18 protein-coding genes and 1 pseudogene are annotated in these 19,202 nt (G+C 73.3%); 9 read left to right on the forward strand and 10 right to left on the reverse strand.

Annotation, left to right across the window (positions count from 1 at the left end; all coding sequences use genetic code 11):
- The first annotated feature begins 82 nt into the window (after nucleotides 1–82).
- From rimO to pspM, 6 genes are all read left to right on the forward strand, one after another.
- Nucleotides 83–1,603 carry a 30S ribosomal protein S12 methylthiotransferase RimO gene (rimO, locus tag V1633_RS21650; RefSeq protein WP_331216185.1) on the forward strand — a complete coding sequence of 507 codons (1,521 nt, stop codon included), beginning with the start codon at nucleotides 83–85 and terminating at the stop codon, nucleotides 1,601–1,603.
- A 213-nt stretch (nucleotides 1,604–1,816) separates the two neighbouring features.
- Nucleotides 1,817–2,389 carry a CDP-diacylglycerol--glycerol-3-phosphate 3-phosphatidyltransferase gene (gene pgsA / locus V1633_RS21655; RefSeq protein WP_331216223.1) on the forward strand — a complete coding sequence of 191 codons (573 nt, stop codon included), beginning with the start codon at nucleotides 1,817–1,819 and terminating at the stop codon, nucleotides 2,387–2,389.
- 57 nt (nucleotides 2,390–2,446) lie between these two features.
- On the forward strand, nucleotides 2,447–2,968 hold the full coding sequence (locus tag V1633_RS21660) for a CinA family protein (RefSeq protein WP_331216186.1): 522 nt from the start codon (nucleotides 2,447–2,449) through the stop codon (nucleotides 2,966–2,968).
- 263 nt (nucleotides 2,969–3,231) lie between these two features.
- Nucleotides 3,232–3,897 carry a helix-turn-helix domain-containing protein gene (locus V1633_RS37160; protein ID WP_456238642.1) on the forward strand — a complete coding sequence of 222 codons (666 nt, stop codon included), beginning with the start codon at nucleotides 3,232–3,234 and terminating at the stop codon, nucleotides 3,895–3,897.
- A gap of 253 nt (nucleotides 3,898–4,150) precedes the next feature.
- Nucleotides 4,151–5,014: a PspA/IM30 family protein gene (locus tag V1633_RS21670; protein WP_331216187.1), complete on the forward strand. Its 864-nt coding sequence runs from the start codon at nucleotides 4,151–4,153 to the stop codon at nucleotides 5,012–5,014.
- Between the two features lie 30 nt (nucleotides 5,015–5,044).
- Nucleotides 5,045–5,818 (forward strand): phage shock envelope stress response protein PspM, encoded by a 774-nt coding sequence (gene pspM, locus V1633_RS21675; RefSeq protein WP_331216188.1) that lies wholly within the window; start codon nucleotides 5,045–5,047, stop codon nucleotides 5,816–5,818.
- Nucleotides 5,819–5,851: 33 nt separating this feature from the next.
- Here pspM and V1633_RS21680 read toward each other — a convergent pair whose 3' ends face one another.
- The 5 genes from V1633_RS21680 to V1633_RS21700 all read right to left on the reverse strand — a co-directional run bounded on the left by V1633_RS21680 (nucleotide 5,852) and on the right by V1633_RS21700 (nucleotide 12,511).
- Entirely contained in the window at nucleotides 5,852–9,523 is a 3,672-nt protein-coding gene (locus tag V1633_RS21680) for a fibronectin type III domain-containing protein (RefSeq protein WP_331216189.1), read from the reverse strand.
- A gap of 290 nt (nucleotides 9,524–9,813) precedes the next feature.
- The gene (locus tag V1633_RS21685; RefSeq protein ID WP_331216190.1) at nucleotides 9,814–10,746 is read right to left on the reverse strand and encodes a zinc finger domain-containing protein; all 933 of its coding nucleotides are present in this window, start codon (nucleotides 10,744–10,746) and stop codon (nucleotides 9,814–9,816) included.
- Nucleotides 10,747–10,877: 131 nt separating this feature from the next.
- Nucleotides 10,878–11,123 (reverse strand): CPCC family cysteine-rich protein, encoded by a 246-nt coding sequence (locus V1633_RS21690; RefSeq protein ID WP_331216191.1) that lies wholly within the window; start codon nucleotides 11,121–11,123, stop codon nucleotides 10,878–10,880.
- Between the two features lie 81 nt (nucleotides 11,124–11,204).
- Nucleotides 11,205–11,981 (reverse strand): SAM hydrolase/SAM-dependent halogenase family protein, encoded by a 777-nt coding sequence (locus V1633_RS21695; RefSeq protein ID WP_331216192.1) that lies wholly within the window; start codon nucleotides 11,979–11,981, stop codon nucleotides 11,205–11,207.
- A gap of 8 nt (nucleotides 11,982–11,989) precedes the next feature.
- Nucleotides 11,990–12,511, reverse strand: coding sequence for a GNAT family N-acetyltransferase (locus tag V1633_RS21700; protein WP_331216193.1), 522 nt, complete (start codon nucleotides 12,509–12,511; stop codon nucleotides 11,990–11,992).
- A 38-nt stretch (nucleotides 12,512–12,549) separates the two neighbouring features.
- On the opposite strand from V1633_RS21700, the gene V1633_RS21705 reads away from it, so the two are divergent.
- The gene (locus V1633_RS21705; protein ID WP_331216194.1) at nucleotides 12,550–13,488 is read left to right on the forward strand and encodes an LLM class F420-dependent oxidoreductase; all 939 of its coding nucleotides are present in this window, start codon (nucleotides 12,550–12,552) and stop codon (nucleotides 13,486–13,488) included.
- Between the two features lie 51 nt (nucleotides 13,489–13,539).
- Here the strand turns inward: V1633_RS21705 and V1633_RS21710 are convergent, their stop codons facing one another.
- The 4 genes from V1633_RS21710 to V1633_RS21725 all read right to left on the reverse strand — a co-directional run bounded on the left by V1633_RS21710 (nucleotide 13,540) and on the right by V1633_RS21725 (nucleotide 16,962).
- Nucleotides 13,540–14,502 (reverse strand): siderophore-interacting protein, encoded by a 963-nt coding sequence (locus V1633_RS21710; RefSeq protein ID WP_331216195.1) that lies wholly within the window; start codon nucleotides 14,500–14,502, stop codon nucleotides 13,540–13,542.
- A gap of 72 nt (nucleotides 14,503–14,574) precedes the next feature.
- A complete protein-coding gene (locus V1633_RS21715) occupies nucleotides 14,575–15,807 on the reverse strand; it encodes an FAD-dependent oxidoreductase (RefSeq protein WP_331216196.1) in 1,233 nt (410 codons plus the stop codon).
- A 19-nt stretch (nucleotides 15,808–15,826) separates the two neighbouring features.
- Nucleotides 15,827–16,432, reverse strand: coding sequence for a PadR family transcriptional regulator (locus tag V1633_RS21720; protein WP_331216197.1), 606 nt, complete (start codon nucleotides 16,430–16,432; stop codon nucleotides 15,827–15,829).
- Nucleotides 16,433–16,491: 59 nt separating this feature from the next.
- The gene (locus V1633_RS21725; protein WP_331216198.1) at nucleotides 16,492–16,962 is read right to left on the reverse strand and encodes a hypothetical protein; all 471 of its coding nucleotides are present in this window, start codon (nucleotides 16,960–16,962) and stop codon (nucleotides 16,492–16,494) included.
- A gap of 242 nt (nucleotides 16,963–17,204) precedes the next feature.
- Here V1633_RS21725 and V1633_RS21730 point away from each other — a divergent pair, with 242 nt between their 5' ends.
- Nucleotides 17,205–17,900 carry a suppressor of fused domain protein gene (locus V1633_RS21730; protein ID WP_331216199.1) on the forward strand — a complete coding sequence of 232 codons (696 nt, stop codon included), beginning with the start codon at nucleotides 17,205–17,207 and terminating at the stop codon, nucleotides 17,898–17,900.
- A gap of 135 nt (nucleotides 17,901–18,035) precedes the next feature.
- On the forward strand, nucleotides 18,036–18,677 hold the full coding sequence (locus tag V1633_RS21735; protein ID WP_331216200.1) for a nitroreductase family protein: 642 nt from the start codon (nucleotides 18,036–18,038) through the stop codon (nucleotides 18,675–18,677).
- Between the two features lie 275 nt (nucleotides 18,678–18,952).
- Here the strand turns inward: V1633_RS21735 and V1633_RS21740 are convergent.
- Nucleotides 18,953–19,202 (reverse strand): annotated as a pseudogene (locus V1633_RS21740) (hypothetical protein); the annotation flags it as partial.

A 19,202-nucleotide genomic window follows, 5' to 3' on the forward strand; every position in this document is an offset into this window, starting at 1 on the left:
TCCGGGCGCTTCGTCCGGATGGGCCGGCCGGCGCCGGGCGGTACGCCCGGAACGGCCTGTCAGGGCCGACCGGTACCCTCGGATGGTGTCTGCCACGTCTTCCTCCTCTTCCGCCGCCGGCCGTCGGGTCGCGTTGCTCACCCTGGGTTGTGCCCGTAACGAGGTCGACTCGGAGGAGTTGGCGGCACGGCTGCACGCCGACGGTTGGCAGGTGAGCACCGACGGCGAGGGCGCCGACGTGGTGCTGGTCAACACCTGTGGTTTTGTCGAGAAGGCCAAGCAGGACTCGATCCAGACCCTGCTGGCCGCCGCGGAGACCGGGGCCAAGGTGGTGGCGGCCGGCTGCATGGCCGAACGGTACGGTCGCGAGCTCGCCGACAGCCTGCCCGAGGCGCAGGCGGTGCTCGGCTTCGACGACTACCCCGAGATCGCGGCCCGGCTCGACGCGGTCCTCGCCGGCACGGAGCTGCCCGCGCACACCCCCCGGGACCGGCGGGAGCTGCTGCCGTTGACCCCGGTGGCCCGGCAGCGCAGCGGCGTGGTGGTGCCCGGCCACGGCGGAGCCGCCGAGACCGGCCGGCCCGCCGACAGCGCTCTGCTCGCCGACGAGCACACCCCGGCCCACCTGCGTCCGGTGCTCCGCCGCCGGCTCGACTCCGGTCCGGTCGCCTCGCTCAAGCTGGCCAGCGGCTGCGACCGGCGGTGTGCGTTCTGCGCCATTCCCGCGTTCCGCGGCGCCTTCGTCTCCCGCACCCCGGACGAGCTGCTCGCCGAGGCGGAGTGGCTGGCCAAGTCGGGTGTCCGGGAGCTGGTGCTGGTCAGCGAGAACTCCACCTCGTACGGCAAGGACCTCGGCGACCCGCGGCTGCTGGAGAAGCTGCTCCCGCAACTCGCGGCGGTCGACGGCATCGTCCGGGTACGCGCCAGCTACCTGCAGCCGGCGGAGACCCGGCCGGGGCTGGTGGAGGCGATCGCCACCACCCCCGGTGTGGCCGCCTACTTCGATCTCTCCTTCCAGCACTCCAGCGAGCCGGTGCTGCGCCGGATGCGACGGTTCGGGTCGACCGACCGGTTCCTCGACCTGCTCGCCACGGCCCGGGAGCTGGCGCCGGACGCCGGGGCGCGGAGCAACTTCATCGTCGGGTTCCCCGGTGAGACCCGGGCCGACGTCGAGGAGCTGGTCCGGTTCCTCAGCGCCGCCCGGCTGGACGCCATCGGCGTCTTCGACTACAGCGACGAGGACGGCACCGAGGCCGCCGGCCTGCCCGGCAAGGTCTCGGCCGCGACGGTCAAGCGCCGCTACGACCGGCTCGCCGCGCTGGCCGACGAGCTCTGTTCCCAGCGGGCCGAGGAACGGATCGGTGCCACGGTGGAGGTGCTGGTCGACTCGGTGGACGGCGGGGTGGTGGAGGGGCGCGCCGCCCACCAGGCGCCCGAGGTGGACGGCTCCACCACGCTGGTGGCCCCGGAGGACGGCACGGTCGACCTGACGGCGCTGCGCCCCGGTGATCTCGTGCGGGCGACGGTGACCGGGACCGAGGGCGTGGATCTGATCGCCGTACCGGACGGGATGATCTCGGCGGCTCCCCGGAGGGTCGGGTGACGTCGACGTCGGTGGACCGGGGTGCCCCCGGCGCCGGGTGTACCGCCGGTGAGGTGTTGTCGAGTGCGGTCGGATGACGTCGTGACCGAGGCGGCGGAGCCGGTGTCCACCGGTGCGGACGCTCCGGCGGGCGGCACCGGAGGTCCGGTGGGCAACGGCGGGCCGGCGACCGGTCCGGTCGGTCCGGTCCGGGCCGGCGTCGCGGACAACCCTGTGTCGACCGGCCGGGTCGGTCCGGTCCCGGTGGTCAACGCGGCCAACGGGCTGACCGCGCTGCGGCTCGCCCTGGTACCGGTCTTCGCCGGCCTGGTGCTCACCTCCGAGATGCTCCATCCCGGCTGGCGGGTGGTCGCCTGTCTGACCTTCGGATTCGCGTCGATGACCGACCTGGTCGACGGCTGGATCGCCCGCCGCTACGCCCTGGTGACCTCGTTCGGCAAGGTGGCCGACCCGATCGCGGACAAGGCGCTGACCGGCACCGCGCTGGTGCTGCTCTCCTGGTATGACCGGATTCCCTGGTGGGTAACGGTGTTGATCCTGGTCCGCGAGTTCGGGGTCACCCTGATCAGGTTCTGGGTGATCCGGTACGGCGTGATCGCGGCCAGCCGGGGCGGCAAGGTCAAGACGGCGGTGCAGATCCTGGCGATCGTCTGGTACCTGTGGCCCGTCCCGGACAGCGTCGAGTTCGTCGGCCCGTGGATCCTCGGCGTCGCCCTCGTGGTGACCGTGGCGACCGGGCTCGACTACGTGGTACGGGCACTGCGACTGCGCCGTCCGGTCCGGTGAACCGGACGGCCGGGGCGGGCGACCGTCCGGCGGGGGCCGAGCGGGAGGGAGAGTGACATGGAGAACGGTGAGCGGCGGGCCGCCGGCAGTGCGGCCGCGGCGGTGGTGCACGCGCTGGCCGACCGGGGTGACACCCTCGCCGTGGTGGAATCACTCACCGGTGGCCTGCTGGCCGCCGCGATCGTCGACATCGCCGGGGTGAGCAGCGTGTTCCGGGGCGGTGTGGTGGCGTACGCGACCGAACTGAAGGCGTCCCTGGTCGGGGTGCCGGCCGGACTGCTCGCCGAGCGGGGTGCGGTGGACCCGGACGTGGCGGTCGCGCTCGCCGAGGGGGGGCGGGACCGGTGCGGCGCCGACTGGTGCCTGGCGACCACCGGGGTGGCCGGACCGGAGCCGCAGGACGGCAAGCCGGTCGGGTTGGTCTTCGTGGCGGCGGCGGGACCGTCCGGCACCGAGGTCCAGCGGCTGGAGATCGACGGCAACCGGTTGCGGATCCGCGCCGGCACGGTGGAGGCGGCGCTGACCCTGCTCGCCGACCGGCTGCACGCTGAGGCGCCGGCGGTCCGGGTCGACGACTGACCTGCCGGGTCGTGCGGCGTACGCCCGACATCCTGACCGATCGGGTGGGGTGTGGCGGCGGATTGGAGTGGCGGGCCGGGATGTCGCGGACGCCGGTAACGGGTACGGTTGCGGGAAGGCTCGGAAAGCCGACGTCGGAAGTCACCATCGCCGCGTCGTGGGCCCCCACCGCGCGCCGGTGGGCCCACGGTGAGGTTGACGCGGTGGGCCGACGGCGCCGGTCCGACGTCCGGGGAGTCTGGTCCCGCGACACGGGAGGTGCGATGGTCCTGCTACGCCGGGTGATCGGTGATGCGCTACGGGCGCGTCGGCAGGGGCAGCACCGGACCCTGCGCGAGGTGTCCTCCGCCGCGAACGTGAGTCTGGGCTACCTCTCCGAGATCGAGCGCGGCCAGAAGGAGGCGTCGAGCGAGCTGCTCGCCGCCATCTGTGACGCCCTCGGTGCCCGCCTCTCCGAGCTGCTCCGGGACGTCAGCGAGACGGTCGAGGTCGCCGAGCGGGTGCCCGACGTGCTCGTACCGGTCCAGGGGGAGCGTCCGGGACGCGAGCCGGTTCCGGCCTCCGCCACCCCGGCGCGGGGCGCGGGGACGGGCCGGCCGACCAACGGCTCCTCGACGTACCGGGCCGAGCCGGCCCGTCCGCGGTCGGACGGCGACCCGGCCGCCCAGCCGGCCCGGGGTGAGCCGGTGCGGCAGTCGGCCCGAGCGGACGGGCTCGCCGCCCGTCCGGCGGGGACCGGGGCGCCGGGGCGTGGCCGTGCCGACAGCGGTGTCCGGCAGTTGCCGGCCGACAGCGTGCGCCAGATCACCACCGACGGCACGGTGTCGGTGACGGTTCGGCAGGAGTCTCCGCTCAAGGCGACCCTGCGTGCCACCCGCCGGATCCACCCGAACACCAACCAGGATCGCGACGTCGTCTGCGTGGGCTAGGGCGGTCCGCCCTGAGCCGGATCGTCCCGGATTGCCCGACCGCCGGTCCGACGCCGGGCCGGAAGGTGTGGCTCGCTACGGCGGCGGCGCGTTACGGTGGGCCCCTAGCGGCATATCCGGTGGATATCCCTCTCAGGTCGTACGCCGGGGTGGCGCGGGACTGGAACGATGGAGATCGTGTCGCGCGGGTTCCCCGGTGGGCCGGCCGGCACGGTCAGGCGGAGCGATCAACACTGAGGGGATATCGGGGAACATGGCGAACCCGTTCGCTAAGGGCTGGCGTTACCTGATGGCGCTCTTCGGCGCCAAGATCGATGAGTACGCCGATCCCAAGGTGCAGATCCAGCAGGCGGTCGAGGAGGCACAGCGTCAGCACCAGGCGCTGGTCCAGCAGGCTGCCGCGGTCATCGGCAACCAGCGCCAACTGGAGATGCGGCTCTCCCGGCAGATGTCCGAGGTCGAGCGCCTGCAGGGGATGGCCCGACAGGCACTGGTCCTCGCCGACCGGGCCCGGGCCGGCGGCGACGAGGCCGAAGCCGTCAAGTACGAGCAGGCCGCCCAGACCGTCGCCACCCAGTTGGTCGCGGCCGAGCAGTCGACCGAGGACCTGAAGACCCTGCACGACCAGGCGATCAACGCCGCCGCGCAGGCCCGCCGGGCGGTCGAGAACAACAAGATGATCCTGGAGCAGAAGCTCGCCGAGCGGACCAAGCTGCTCAGCCAGCTCGAACAGGCGAAGATGCAGGAGAGCGTCGCCCGTTCGCTGGAGTCGATGTCCGCGCTCACCGCCCCGGGCGGCACCCCGTCGCTCGACGAGGTGCGGGACCGGATCGAGCAGCGGTACGCCACCGCGATGGGCCGGGCCGAACTGGCCGGCAACTCGGTCGAGGGCCGGATGCTGGAGCTGCAGAAGTCGACGCTCGACCTGGCCGGCGCGTCCCGGCTGGAGCAGATCCGGTCCAGCATGGCCGGGGAGAAACTGGCCGGCGGCTCGGCCGCTCCCGCCGTCGAGCCGGCCGCCCCGGCGGCGGACCCGGCCGGCGTGGCCCGCCTCGACGAGATCCGGGCCAGCCTGGCCCGGGACAAGCAGACCGGCGGCAACACCGCAGCCGGCTGAGCCGGGAAACCGATCGGGGGAGAGGGCGAGATGGCTGACCCGCGTACCCGACACCTGCGCCGGCTGCGTGGCCTGCGCAGGGCGGTCCGTCGATGGAGCGTGCTCGCCGGCGGGCTGACCGGGGCGGCCGCCATCCTCACCCCGTACCAGGGGCTCGGTCTGCCGGACGCTGTCTGGGCCGCCGCCGCGGGTGGGTCCGTGATGCTGACCACCTGGCGCTGGTCCGACCTGCGTGCGCTGGCCGCGCAACCGGTGCCGCCGCCGCCCGAGCCGGTCACCGCCGAACAGGCCCGTGCCCGGCTGGTCTCCGCCGTCGAGCGGCTGCCCGCCGGGCGCCAGGCCCTGGCGGAGGTACGCCGGCAGCGTGTCCGCATCGCGCTGCGCGGCACCGCGGCAGCCGAGGCGTGGGCCCGACTGGACCGGGCGGCGGTCACCATGGGCGGCCTCACCGGTCGACTCAGCGGTCCGGCCGCGTCGGCCGCGCTCGAGGCGGCGGTGGCGGAACGCTCCCTTCGGGACCTCGCCGACCGGGTGGCCAGTGTGGAACGGGCACTCCGGCTCGCCCCCGCCGACACCCGGGACGGGTTGGAGGACGCACACCGGAACCTGCTCGGGCAGCTCGACCACGGTGTGTCGGCGTACGAGCGACTGGTCGCGGCGGCCGCCGGCTACGTGGCCGAGGACGGCTGGGAGGACCACGGCCACAGTGCCGCGTCCCGGCTCACCGAGGCCACCGACCTGCTCCGGGGTGTCGCGTCGGGTCTGGCGGAGCTGCGTCGCCGTACCCCGCAGGCCGAGGGCTGAGCACCCCGGCCCCGCGCCGGGTGGTGCCCGGGATCAGACCGGGGTGCGGACCGAGACCGGGACGCTGACCGGGGACGAGCCCGCCGGGTTGGTGGCCTGGATCCGGTAGTGGTAGACGGTGTCCCGGGCCAGGTTCGTGTCGACGTACGAGCGGGCGGCACCGGGGACGGTGAACGTGCGCAGCCCGGCGCCGAAGTCCGGGCTGGTCGCCCGGTGCACGGTGAAGCCGCTGACCGTGCTGGTCACCGGGACGGACCAGCCGAGCCGGACCGCCGCTCCCGACCCCGTCACCACCCCGGTGTACGGCGCCGCGACCAGTTCGGTCGGCGTCGCCGGTACGGCGGGGGTGACCACGGTGGCCAGGTTCGACCAGGGCGACGAGGCACCGAGGTAGCTGGTCCGGACCCGGTAGTAGTAGGTGGTGTCGGCGGCGACCGGGACGTCCGGGCAGCTGCTGGTGACCGGGACCGTGGTGGTGACCAGCCCGCTGGTGAACGTCGGGTTGGTGGCACGCTGCAGGTCCACGGTGGTGGCGAAGGAGCGGTTCACCCAGCCCCGGTTGACCCGTAGCGGCGCACCCGTGGCGACGGTCGCGACCAGTCCGGTGGGGGGCGGCAGGTGGACCGCGCAACCGGCGCCGTTGGAGTACGCCGAGTGCGCGACGCCGTTCTCGGCCCGGACCCGGTAGTAGTACGTCACCCCGGGGGTGACCGTCGAGTCGGTGTAGCCGCTGACGGTGGCCGGTACGACAAAGCTGGTCACCTCCCGGAGGAAGCCCGCGTCGGCGGCCCGCTGGAGCAGGTTACGGGTGGCGCCCGGCCCGGCCGGTCCCGCCGCCGCGGACGTGTCCGCCGGTCCCCGCGCCGTCGTCGGGGTCGCGTTGTTGGTCCAGGCGACCATGATGGCCGGCAGCACGGTCGCCGAACCGGGTGCCGGCCGGACGGCGAGCCCGGTGGGCGCGGCGGGCGAGAACCGCAGCACCAACGGCCGGGTCATCTGCTGGTCGGCGGGGCCGAGCTGCTGGCAGTGCCAGGCGAACTCCCAGCCGAAGTTGTGCGTCCGGTTCGTCACCGTCGCCGGTTCGCCGGTACGCGGATCGACCTGGGTGTGGCCGTCGGTGGTCCCGGCCGGCCGGGTCGGGTCGTGCGGTCGTACGCTGTCGCCGACCGTGAACGGGAACGGTCCGGGCAGCGTCGGCCGTACCGCCACGACGGTGTCCTCGAACGGGTTCATCCGGACCGTCTCCTTCCAGCCGAGCTCGTTCGGTTCCGGGGGCTTGATCACCCCGTCCCGGCCAACCCGGTTCACCAACTGGACGTTGACGTGGCGGAAGTGCAGGGCGTGGGTGTCCGTGCCGTGGTGGGTGATCTTCCAGAGCTGGGTGTGGTCGCCGGGGTTACCGACCGGCACCGTCGGATCGGACGGCAGCAGCACCTCGGTCGGCGGGTCGACCCGGGTCAGCGGGACGGTGGTCCGCACCAGCGTGCCGGTCTCCGGCAACTCGGTGCCGAGCAGGAAGTTCAGCCGGCCGTACTCGGGGTCGAACTCGGTCACGATCGCCTTCGGACGCAGCGGCAGGGTCACCGGCCCGGTGCCGCCGTACGGGGTGAAGGTGAGCGAGGTGTCCCCGATCGGCGCGTACGTGTTCCTCGGTGTGCCGGCGCCGAACGCGGCCGCGTACGCCTTCTGCGGCACGAGTGGCGGTGGCTGGCTGCGGGCGTACGCCTCGGGGAGCCGGTCCCGGAGACGGTCCAGGTCGAACGGCGGAGCCGGCGTACCGACCACCTGGATCTGCAGCAGCGTCCGGGTGTTCGGGCCGTAGCCGGGCAGGGTGCGCGGCGCCCCGCCGGAACCGGTCTGGTCCGGGTTGCCGGTGTAGTGGTCGTTACGCGGGTCGAAGCCGGGCATCGGCGCCGGACAGTCGTTGTAGAGGATCAGGTGCGAACCGGGCGGTACGGCGGAGAAGTCGACGACCACGTCGGCGCGCTCGCCGGGGGCCAGCAGCAGGGCGTGGTCGGTCACGTTCAGCACCGTCACGTCCCGGCGGACGTACTGGTAGTTGATCGGCTGGCTGGGCAGCACGGCGACCGCCGGCAGCAGTCCGCCCTCGGAGCCGATCTGGATCCAGTCGGGTCCGGCGGCGGCCGGGTCGGGTACGCCGCCGTCCCGGCCGTCGGTGGGCCAGGTTGGTGGGAAATCGGGGTTGGGGTGGGCCGGCACCATCGGTACCTCACCGGCACCGCCCTCGGCGAGGTTGCCGTCCGGATGCCACATCGGAGCACTGGACGCCGCGTGGTAGAGCTGCAGGTTGAGGCTGCGGTCGGTGCAGGCGTTCAGGATCCGGAACCGGTACGCCGCCGGCCGCACCCGCAGGTACGGGTAGGCGACCCCGTTGACCAGCGGGGTGTCCAGGAAGGCGTCCGGTACCGCGGACGGGGTGGGGGTGCCGGGCTGGACCGGCGGCTGCCAGGGCCGGCTGCCGGGGTCGTGGTGCGGGTTGGGTGCTGGCCCGTGGGCGGGCCCGGCGTTCGGCGGCCAGAACCAGGGACCGTAGTCCCACCGGCCCATCGGATTCGTCCCCGACTCGTTGTACGGGTTCTGCCGGGGCATGTAGACGTGCGGGAACCACAGGGCACCCCGGCCGCCCCAGTTGGCCACGTCCCAGGTCGGATCCTGGGCCGCGAGCTGGGGCTGGTCCGGCACGAAGGTCTTGTCCTCCAGCACCAGGACGATCTCCTGGGCGGGTACCACCCCGTCGTGGACGAGTCCCCGTTCCACCGGATCGTCCAGCCGGTAGAGGCCGACCTGCCCGGAGTGGACGGTCAGTCGGGCGATCCCCTCGCTCTGGTCGTGGTACCAGAGCAGCCGGGCGCTGCGCTGGTTCGGGTAGTAGGCGGTCGCCGCACCGGCTCCGGGCTCCGGCATGTCCGGCACCGCGGCGTAGCCGGCCCCGCGCGGGTAGTGGGTCGACTCACCGGCCGGAATGAACCACTGGTGCGGACCGCCGTCACTGATCCACGGCGCGTCGCCGCCGTGCAGGTGCACCGTGCAGCGGTTCTGCGGGTACCGCTCCAGGCCGCCCCGGGGACCGGTACCGGCGCCCCTGATCGTCGGATCCACCGGCAGGAAGAGGTCACCGGTGGAGCCGGTGGGGAGCTGGTTGACGTACTTCACCCGGACCGGGCGGTCCCGGTGCGCCACGATCAGCGGCCCGAGATGGTACGGCCGGCCGGGCGGCGCCACCGTGTTGTGCCCGGCCGGGTCGGTGCCGTTGTTCAGCTGCCGGTACCCCCGCAGCCGGGTCGGCGGCAGGTCCGGGTGCAGGCGTTGGGTGTACTCCTGCACCCCGATCTCGTAGTAGTCGCATCCCGGGTATGACGCCGTGTCCGGAACCGCCACCGGGATCAGCACGCCCAACTCGTTCGGCTCGCGCCCGACCAGGGGCAGCGAGGCGACGAACTTCCGGATCCCGGTGCCCGGCACCACCCGACCGCCCGCGTCCCGCACCGGCAGTGGGCTGTACGCGAAGTTCGGTACGGATCCGAAGTAGTCGGGCGGGGCGGTCGGGTCGGGTGTCGCGGCGGTCGCCGGGTCCGTGCCCACCCGGGCCGCCGGGACCGCCGCCCCGGTGGACCGCCCGGCCGCACGCTGGTTCCTGGCCTGCTCGGCGCGGGCCGCCCGGTGTGCGGCGAATCTCTTGAACATGGCCACGCCCTCCCGCCAGATCGGCCCGCCTGCGGCACCGTCCGTCAGCGCGGGTCCGGGGTCGAGGGGTGCCCAGGGTCGAGGGGCGAACCCCCGGCCGGTCCCACCCCCGAGGATCTGCTGACGATCCGTAAGCAGTCAACCGCGCAGCGCCAGAAATGGATACGGCCGAATCGTCGGTCATGCCTCCTTCGCCCGGCTCACCCGATGGGCGGGGCGGTGCAGGGGCGCTCGGCCCACCGGCTGGGGCGGTGGCGCGACGACCCGCCAGGCCGGCCGGCGGGTCGTGGTCAACTCTTGCCGGGCTGGCAGACCGGGCACCAGTAGGTGACCCGTTCGCCCTGGTCACGCTTGTGGATGGCGGTCCCGCAACGGCGGCACGGTTCCGCGCGGCGGCCGTAGACGTAGGTGGTCCGACCCCGGCTCAATGAGCCGGTGGTGCTCTGCGTCCAGCGCCCCCGGTTCGCTGTCAGCAACCGGTGCGCGAGCGCGACCAGGCCGGGCAGGTCCGGTACCTCCCGTACCGGCGTCCACGGTGAGACACCGCGCAGGAAGAGCAGCTCCGACTTGTACAGGTTGCCGATGCCGGCCAGGGCGCGCTGGTCGAGCAGCGCCTCGGCGATGCTCCGGGTCGGCTGGGCGGCGAGTCGGCGTACCGCCTCGGCCGGGTCCCAGTCCGGGCCGAGCAGGTCCGGTCCCAGGTGCCCGACCAGGGTGCCCTCGTCGGCGGTGCGGACCAGGGCGAGATCGTGCAGGTGGTAGCCGACCGCCACGGCGTCCGCGGTACGCAGCACCGCCCGGACGGTGTGCGCCGGCCGGGCCGCCCAGCGCTCACCCGGGGCGTACGCCCGCCAGGCGCCGTCCATCCGCAGGTGGGAGTGGAGGGTCAGCAGCCGGTCGCCGTCCCGGTCCGGCTGGCTCCCGTCCGGGCTGCCGTCGCCGCGGTGACCGGTGCCGTCGGTGTCCCCGCGACCGGTGTCACCGTGCGTGGTGTGCCCGTCGTCGGCGCCGGCCGCGACGCTGTCCGGGGCCGCCCCGCCGTCCGGCATCCGCAGCCGCAGCAGCAGGTGCTTGCCCCGGGCGACGGACTCCAGCACGGTCGCCCCGGTCAGGTCGGCGGTGGCCAGTTGCGGCACCCGGAAGTCGGTGGCGGTCAGCCGGCCACCGGCCAGCGCACGGCGCAGCGCGCGAGCGGTGTTCCAGACGGTGTCGCCTTCGGGCACCCGTCCATCCTCCTCCAACGGCGGACCGGCCGGGCCGCAGGAGGGTCACCGAGCTTCGATGCGGCGGTGTGCGTGCCGGTGGCCCGGAAGGTCTCGGGCGACGAGGGCGCCGGACGACCCGCCCGTCCGGTTCAGGGCAGTTCGTCCGGGCGGGGCTGGCGGACCGCGTCCTGGTAGCGCGGGTGGCTGGCGCCGTAGATGGCGTAGTTGAGCCGGGCGTGCGCCAGACTCAGGTCACCGTTCGGGCCGCCCCGGGCGACCTCGGCGTTCTCGTCGGTGGATCCGTCGTCGGTCCAGAAACAGACTGGACAGGTGCCGCTCCCCGTCCGGTGTGCGCAGCACGGGCAGAAGGCGACATCGATCGAGTGTTTCCCCACGGCGCCAAGCATTTCACAGCCCTATCCGGGGGCACAGTAGACGGTTTCGGTTTTCCCGGCAGTCGGCACCGCCTCCCGAGGTCACTCCAGGCGCAGTACGTCCCCCGGACCGACCCCCAGTACGTCGGCCGCCCGGCCACCGTTCACCGCGACCGCCAGCCGGTCGGCGGAGTCGACGTACACCACGAGGTGACCGGGGGGCGCGTCGCCGAAGGTGCCGCCCCGGACGGCGGTCCGGCCGGCGACCCGGACCGCCGGGCCGAGCCGCTCCCAGGCGCTCCCCGGAGCCGCCAGTTGCACGTTGCCGAAGTGGTCGACGGTCAGCACCTCGGCCGCGAGCCAGCCGTCGCCCCGTTCGACGACCGGCTCCGGCAACCGGACCAGGCCGGCCGGATCGATCACCGGTCCGGCCTCGGTCAGCGCCGCGCCGAGGGCGAACCGGGCGGCGGCCGGAGCGAAGACGTCCCGGCCGTGGAAGGTGCGGGACACCTCCGGGAACCAGTCGGAGCTGGTCAGTTCCACCGCCTCGGTCACCCCGCCGAGCGCGGTCGCGGCCCAGGTCAGCAGCCCGTTGTCCGGGCCGACCAGCAGACCGCCGGGAGTACGCAGGGCGATCCCGCGCCGGGCCGTGCCCACCCCGGGGTCGACCACCGCCACGTGCACCGCCGGCGGCAGGTACCCGACGGTCTGGGCCAGCACGGCGGCGCCCCGGACGACATCCCCGGCCGGAATCAGGTGGGTCACGTCGATCACCCGTACCGCCGGCGCGGAGCGGGCGATGACCCCGTGGCAGGCCGCCACGAAACCGTCGGAGCGGCCGTAGTCGGTGGTCAGGCTGATCCACGGGTACCCGGGCACCGGGGGCCTCACCCTCGCCGTGGGCGCGCAGGCCCCGCCGGGCCGGCCAGGCGCTGTTCGAGCAGGAGTTCGTCGTGCAGCGGGATGCCGTCCTCACCCACCGTCGGGATGGTCGGCTTGACCAGTCGGGCCCGGTCCACCGCGCCCGGGTCGACGGCCACGATGCGCAGCCCACGCCGCTGGTAGAAGCGCAGCGCCCGCAGGTTGTCGTTGGAGGTGATCAGCCACAGCCGGTCCGCGTCGTGCTGAACGGCCGTCTCGGCCGCGGCGGCGAGCAGGGTCGTACCGACGCCGCCGCCGGGTTTGTCGGCCACCACGCTGACCACCTCCAGTCCGCGTTCGTCGAGGCGCCAGACGAGCGCGCCGAGGATCGCCCCGGCAGCGTCGACGGCGACCAGGGCGGGCAGCTCGCGCAGGTCGTAGCGGACGTCGTGGGCGATCACGTACGGCCCACCCCACTCGCGCTCGTGCAGCGCGTCGACCGCGTCCCGGTCCGCTGGCTCCATCGCCCGTACGACGATCTCCGACACCCGTCCGCTCCCTCCGAGTCGCCTGATTAGGTAGCAGTATGCGGCTCTGTATCTTCACCGAACCCCAGCAAGGGGCGTCGTACGACGACCTGCTCCGGATCGCCCGCCACACCGAGGAGTGCGGCTTCGACGGGTTCTTCCGCTCCGACCACTACCTGACCATGGGCGGGGACGGGCTGCCCGGGCCGACCGACGCGTGGCTGACCCTGGCCGCGTTGGCGGTGCAGACCTCCCGGATCCGGCTCGGCACCCTGGTCACCTCGGCGACGTTCCGGCTCCCGGCCCTGCTGGCGATCAGTGTGGCCCAGGTCGACGCGATGAGTGGCGGCCGGGTCGAACTCGGTCTCGGCACCGGCTGGCACGAGCCGGAGCACCAGGCGTACGGCATTCCGTTCCCGTCGTTCGGGGAACGGTTCGACCGGTTGACCGAGCAGCTCGAGGTGGTCACCGGGCTGTGGCGTACCCCGCTGGGCGGCACCTTCGACTACCAGGGCAAGTACTACCAGCTCGCCGACTCGCCCGCGCTGCCGAAGCCGGTGCAGTCGCCGGCGCCGCCGGTGATCGTCGGAGGCAAGGGGCCACGCCGTACCCCGATGCTGGCCGCCCGGTTCGCCGACGAGTTCAACGTGCCGTTCGAGCCGGCGGAGAGCGTGGGCCGCAGCTACGCGGCGGTGGCCCGGGCGAGCGAGCAGGTCGGCCGGGCGGCGTCCGGCCGGGCACCGCTGGTGCTCTCCGCCGCGCTCACCGTGGTCTGTGGTCGTTCCGACACCGAGGTACGCCGCCGCGCCGAGACGATCGGCCGGGACCCGGACGAGCTGCGCGCCGGTCCGGGTGTGGCCGGTACGCCGGACGAGGTGGTCGAGCAACTCCGGGAGTACGCCCGGCACGGCACGGAACGCGTCTTCCTGCAGGTGCTGGACCTGGCCGACCTGGACCACCTCGACCTGATCGCCGCCGAGGTGGCGCCCCGGCTCTGATCCGACGGCGCCCGGCGATGGCCTCGCCCGGCGCCGGTGGCGTGGCGCGGCTCAGGCGCCGTCGTCGGCCCGGCCGAGGCGCCAGTAGCCCATGAAGGCCACCGACTCGCGGTCCAGGCCGCGTTCGGTCACCAGGTGCCGGCGCAGGGTCCGGATCACGCCGGACTCGCCGGCCAGCCAGGCGTAGTGCCCACCGCCGGAGAGCCCCATCGGGACCTCCCACAGTTCCTCGTCCGGATCGGTGCCGCCGCTCTCGTCGAGCGCGGCGGCACCGACGGCCGGTGCCCCGGCCACCGGCGAGGTCGGGATCAGCCGCTCGGCCGCCGCGCGGACCGCCGGGATCAGCCGACTGCCGTGCGGCGCGCCGGAGCGGGGCAGCCAGGTGACGGTCACCCCGGGCGGGGCCGGCAGGTCGAGGAGGTCCTCCGGGTGCGGCACCTCCAGCACCGCCTCGCCCCGGCTGCCGGCCGGTAGCCGTTCCAGGATCGCGGCGATCGCCGGTACCGCCGTCTCGTCCCCGGCGAGCAGCAGGGTGCGGCCGGCCAGGGCCGGCTGGAACTCGCGGCCGCCGTGGTCACCGGGGTAGCCGTGGTCCGGACCCATGACGACGAGCTGGTCGCCGGGGCGGGCGGCGAGGGCCCAGCGGGCCGCCGGCCCGTGCGGGCCGTACGCGCCGCCGTCGTCGTGCAGCACGATGTCCACGTCCACCTCGCGCAGGTGCCGCCGGACCGCGCGGGTGGTGTAGGTCCGGAACGGGTTACGCAGTTCGGTGGGGAGCGCCCGCCAGCGCGCGTACCAGTCCGGGCTGTCGGGCAGGTACCGGAAGCCGTGCACCGGGATCGGGAACACGAGCTTGATCCGCTGGTCGTAGCCGGGGTCGGCGAAGCTGTCCAGGTCCGCCCCGGTCAGGGTCACCCGGAGGAAGGACGGGCTCATCCGGTGCAGCCGGGCGACCTCGGCGGGGAACAGCCGCCACGCGGCGACCGGCGGCGTGACGGTGGAGACCTCGGTCATCAGGCTCAGCCTGCCTTTCGGGCGGAACGACTCGTACCGACACCGCCGGCGCTCCGGCACCACGGCGCGTCGTTAGGTTAGCCTAACCTCTGAGGTTGGCAACCCGTGGGCCGTCGTCACCCGGGCCTCCCAGTCGATCCGGTACCCGAACTGCCAGCTCATCCGCTCCGGCGTGGCGAACCGCATGAACAGCGGCATCAGTAGGTCGCGCAGCACCCGGCCGACCGGTCCGGCGGCCTTGTTCCGGTTGGTCCGGGCACCGGCCGCGACGATCTTCTCCACCCGGGGACGCCGCAGCCGTTCGTAACCGGCGAACGCCTCCCGGTGCGGCAGGTCCCGCAGGCAGCGGGCGAGTTCCACGGCGCTCTCGATCGCCAGCGACGCGCCCTGGCCGGAACTGCTGGACGGGGCGTGTGCCGCGTCGCCGACCAGCACCACCCGACCCCGGTGCCAGGTCGGCACCGTCGGCAGGTCCTCCATCGGCCCCACGACCAGCAGCTCGGCCGGGTCGGTCCGGCGCAGCAGCGTCAACGCCGGCGTACGGTCGTCGTCGGCGAACGTCTCCCGCAGCACCTCGAGCCACCGTACGGCGGAGGTCTGCCGGGCCTGCCCGGCGGTCATCGGCTCCCGGTGCGGCAGGTTGACGAACCAGCCGCCGCTGCCGTCGTCGAGGACCTGGTATCCGAGGAACGCGCGACGGCCGAAGACCATGAACATCCGTCCTCCGGTCGACGGCAGTCCGCTGTCGGCCAGACGGGCGCCGAAGCTGATCAGCCCGCTGTGACGCGGCTGTGGCGCCGCGGGATCGATCAGCGTACGAACCGTGGACCGGAGACCGTCGGCGCCGACCAGGATGTCAGCCTCGGCGGTCGTACCGTCGGCGAAGTGCGCCGTCACGCCGGTGTCGGTGTCGGTGACTCCGACCAGCCGCCGGCCGTGTTCGATCCGGATGCCCCGGTCGACCGCCTCGGTGTAGAGCGCGCGGTACAGGTCGGTCCGCCAGACGAGCAGCATCTCCGGCAGGTCGGGCGGGCTGCCGAGTTCGGCGAGGTGCCGGCCGGTTCCGCTCTGCAGGACCATCGCGGTCATCGGTACACCGATCCGGCGTACCGCCTCGTCGGCGTCGACGACGGCGAGGGCGTTCCGGCCGTTCGGGGCGATGCTCAGGGCACCGCCGACCCCGTCGGCGGTGCCGGCGTGTGCCTCGTACACCGTGGCGTCGATGCCGGCCCGGCGCAGTGCCAGCGCGGCCACGGGGCCGGCGATGCCGCCGCCGATGATCAGGGCGGTTCTGGTGTCGGTCATGGTCTCGCTCTCCGGGATGTCAGGGAGCTGGCTCGCCGTGGAAGTCGGCCCACTGGCGACCCCAGCCGAGTTGGGGATCGGTGATCTGACCGATGAGCCGCTCGACGAACGACAGTTCGGCGTCCAGCAGGGCGAGCCGGTACTCCTCCTCGACCAGGAAGAGGCCCGGCACGCCCCGGGCCAGGGCGTCGTCGACCAGGGTGCGGATCTCGGTCCGTACGTCGGTGAGCCGGTCCAGCCGGCGGCGCAGCAGCGAGATGGCCTCGGCGGGTGGCAGCGCCGCGATCAGCGAGAGCGCGGCCACGAACCACGGGTACTCGTGGTGCGGTTCTTCGACCAGCTCACGGAGCCAGTCGCGCAGCTCGACCCGGCCGGCGTCGGTCAGCGCGTACACGGTCCGCTCCGGACGCTGACCCGCGCGGTGGGTGTCCTGCTCGGCGACGAAACCGGCCCTGGTCAACTGCTGGACCACCATGTAGAGCGAGCCGTGGTTGAACTTGATGCTGCGGTCGTCGCCGTTGTCGCGCAGCGTCCGGCTCAGCTCGTACGGATGCATGGGGCGCTGGCTCAGGTAGGAGAGCACGGCCAGCCCGAGCAGGTTGCCGACCTTCCGCTTCGTGGTCATCTACGTCTCCGCGTCAGGACGCGGGTCGGTGGTCCGGCCCACGTCGGGCTGCGCGGCGGTCAGTCGGAGTGCGCCGGGTCGGCCACGCTGGGCGGCCGGCCCTCGCGGTGTGCCCGCCGCAGGTCGCCCCAGTATTCCCGGGAGAACATCGCGGTCAGTACGGCGAGGCCGCCGCGACGGATCCGGATCTCGGCGTGTCGGAGCGCACCGCTGAGCACGATTCGCCGGCCTGCGGTGACCTCCGGTCGTTCCGGGTCCCCCACCCGGCTCCGCCCGCTCCGGTGCAGGTCCCAGTCGTCGATCGTGGCGTCGTCGGGAACGAGCAGGGTGAGCCTCGCGTGGTCGGCGTCGACGGCGACCCGTACGTCGCCGGCCGGGATCCGCGGCGAGCGCAGATCCAGTACGACGACGCCGCGGTGCGCACGTATCTCGAATGCCCGGGCGGTGGTCCAGTGGCCGAGTTTCTTGACCACGGTCTGTCTCGCGGGTATCCGGACGATGCCGTCGGCGCTGGTCGATGGGGTGGTCATGGGTGCTGCCTCCTCCGCCTCGGCGAGTATGGCGCTCTGCTGGGGATAACTATTCAGGGCCGAATAGTCAGTGTCAACTAATCGCCGCGAACGCCGGTGGCCCACCCGCCGCCCGGCCAGGGGGACGGTGGGCCGCCCGTGGACCACCAGGGCCGTTCCGCACCGCCACCGGCGGACGTGGCGGCAACCGATCGCACCCGCACCGCCACCCGCGACCGTCGCCTGTTCTAGGCTGCCCGGTCATGGACGACGTGTCGGGTACGGGCATCGTGCGGCACCAGCCGCGGTACGACGGTTTCGTGGCGGCCGCCGGGCAGCGCCCGGAGGTGGCCGACGCCATCGACCAGCACCTCACCGAGCACTTCGGACCGAGCGAGTACGTTCTGCACGAGCTCGCCTCGCACCTGGTCGGGGTGCACGTGCACGTGGTCGGGCCGACCCCGGAGCGGCCGTACCGGACGCTCGTCACGTCCGGGATGAGCGAACGGCCGATGACGGTGCCCGAGGGGAGCGGGATCAGCCCGTACGCGGAACTGATGCTGTGCCTGCCGGCGGACTGGCCGCTGACCCAGGAGGCGCTGCGTGACGACCGGACCGGGTGGCCGGTGCAGGTGTTGAAGCAGGTGGCCCGGCTGCCCCACGAGTACGGGACCTGGATCGGCGAGTGGCACTCGGTACCGAACGGGGACCCGGCGGAGCCGTACGTGGAGGGTACGCCGTTCGCCGGCGTGGTCGTCACGCCGATGCTGACCGTGTCGCCGGAGGCCCGGACGATAACCGTGCCGGACGGTACGGAGATCAACCTGCTAGCCCTGATCCCGTTGCATCCGGCCGAGGTCAGGCTCAAGGTGTCGCAGGGCACGAACGCGCTCATCGCGGCACTCGACCGGGGCGGCGTCAGCGAACTGCTGGACCCGACCCGGCCGTCACTCGTCTGATCCCGGGACGGCTCCTGCGACCCCGGGGTGGCCCGGCGCGCGGCTCGCGCGCACCACCTTCCGCCCGGCCGCGCGCGATCGATCTTGGCGGTTGTCGCGACCTGCGGGCCGTCCGGCGGTGGCAGGATGTGCGGCATGGAGTTCGCTGAGGTGATCCGTCGCCGTCGGATGGTGCGGCACTATTCCGACCGGCCGCTGAGTCCGGATGTCGTCGAGAGGATCCTGACCAGCGCGCTGCGGGCACCGTCGGCCGGCTTCTCCCAGGGCTGGGCCTTCCTCGCGCTCACCGACCCGGCCGATCGGGCCAGGTTCTGGCCGTTCGTCCCGACCCGGGTCACACAGACGCCGACCATGCAGGACGCACCGCTCGTGGTGGTGCCGCTGGCGCACAAGGCCGCGTACCTCGCCCGGTACGCCGAGGCCGACAAGGGCTGGACCGACCGGTCCGAGGCCCGGTGGCCGGCGCCGTACTGGTACATCGACACCGGCATGGCCACCCTGATGATGCTGCTGACCGCCGTTGACGAGGGGCTGGGCGCCTGCTTCTTCGGCATCATGCCGATGGCGGGCGAGGACTTCGACCCGGGGGTGGAGGTGCCCGCACACACGGCCGCGTTCAAGGCCGAGTTCGGGATCCCCGACGAGTACGCGCCGATCGGCGGCATCTGCATCGGCTACCGGGCGGACGACCTGCCTCCGCAGAACCCCTCGGTCGCCGGACGCCGCCGTGGCGTCGACACTGTCATCCACCGTGGACAGTGGGGTGGTCGGGCCTGACGGCGGGACGAGCCGGCCCGGTCTGCGTCGTACCACGATGGACAGTGGGCCCGGCGAGCACGACGGTGCACCGCCCGGCCCGGTCCCTCGTATTGCCGTGACCGCCGCCGGCAGGGACGTGACCTGGCAGTGCCTCCGGCGACGCCGGTCACCCTCCAGCGGCGGACGGACCCGGGACCCGGACAACCCGGATGTCCCCTCCCCTGACGATTCCGGGGAGGGGACATCCCGGCGTCAACGGTCTCCGTCGCGACCGTCATCCGGGCAGGTGCTGGTCAGAGGAGGCGGATGGAGTCCCATTTCCAGGCGGCGTTGGCGGGGATGGTGAGGCTGCCGGTGAAGGGGGCGAATCCGCCGTCGTTGTTGGTGTTGGCTAGGGCGGTGTGCATGGTGATGGTGCCGTCGGACTGGTAGTACATGGCGGCGAGGTCGTGGCGTCCGTCGCCGTTGTGGTCGCCGGTGACGGTGCGGAAGGAGTTCCATTTCCAGGCGTTGGCGGGGATTTTGTAGCTGCCGGTGAAGGTG

The sequence above is a fragment of the Plantactinospora sonchi genome (genome assembly GCF_036422035.1).
Lineage (GTDB): Bacteria > Actinomycetota > Actinomycetes > Mycobacteriales > Micromonosporaceae > Plantactinospora > Plantactinospora sonchi.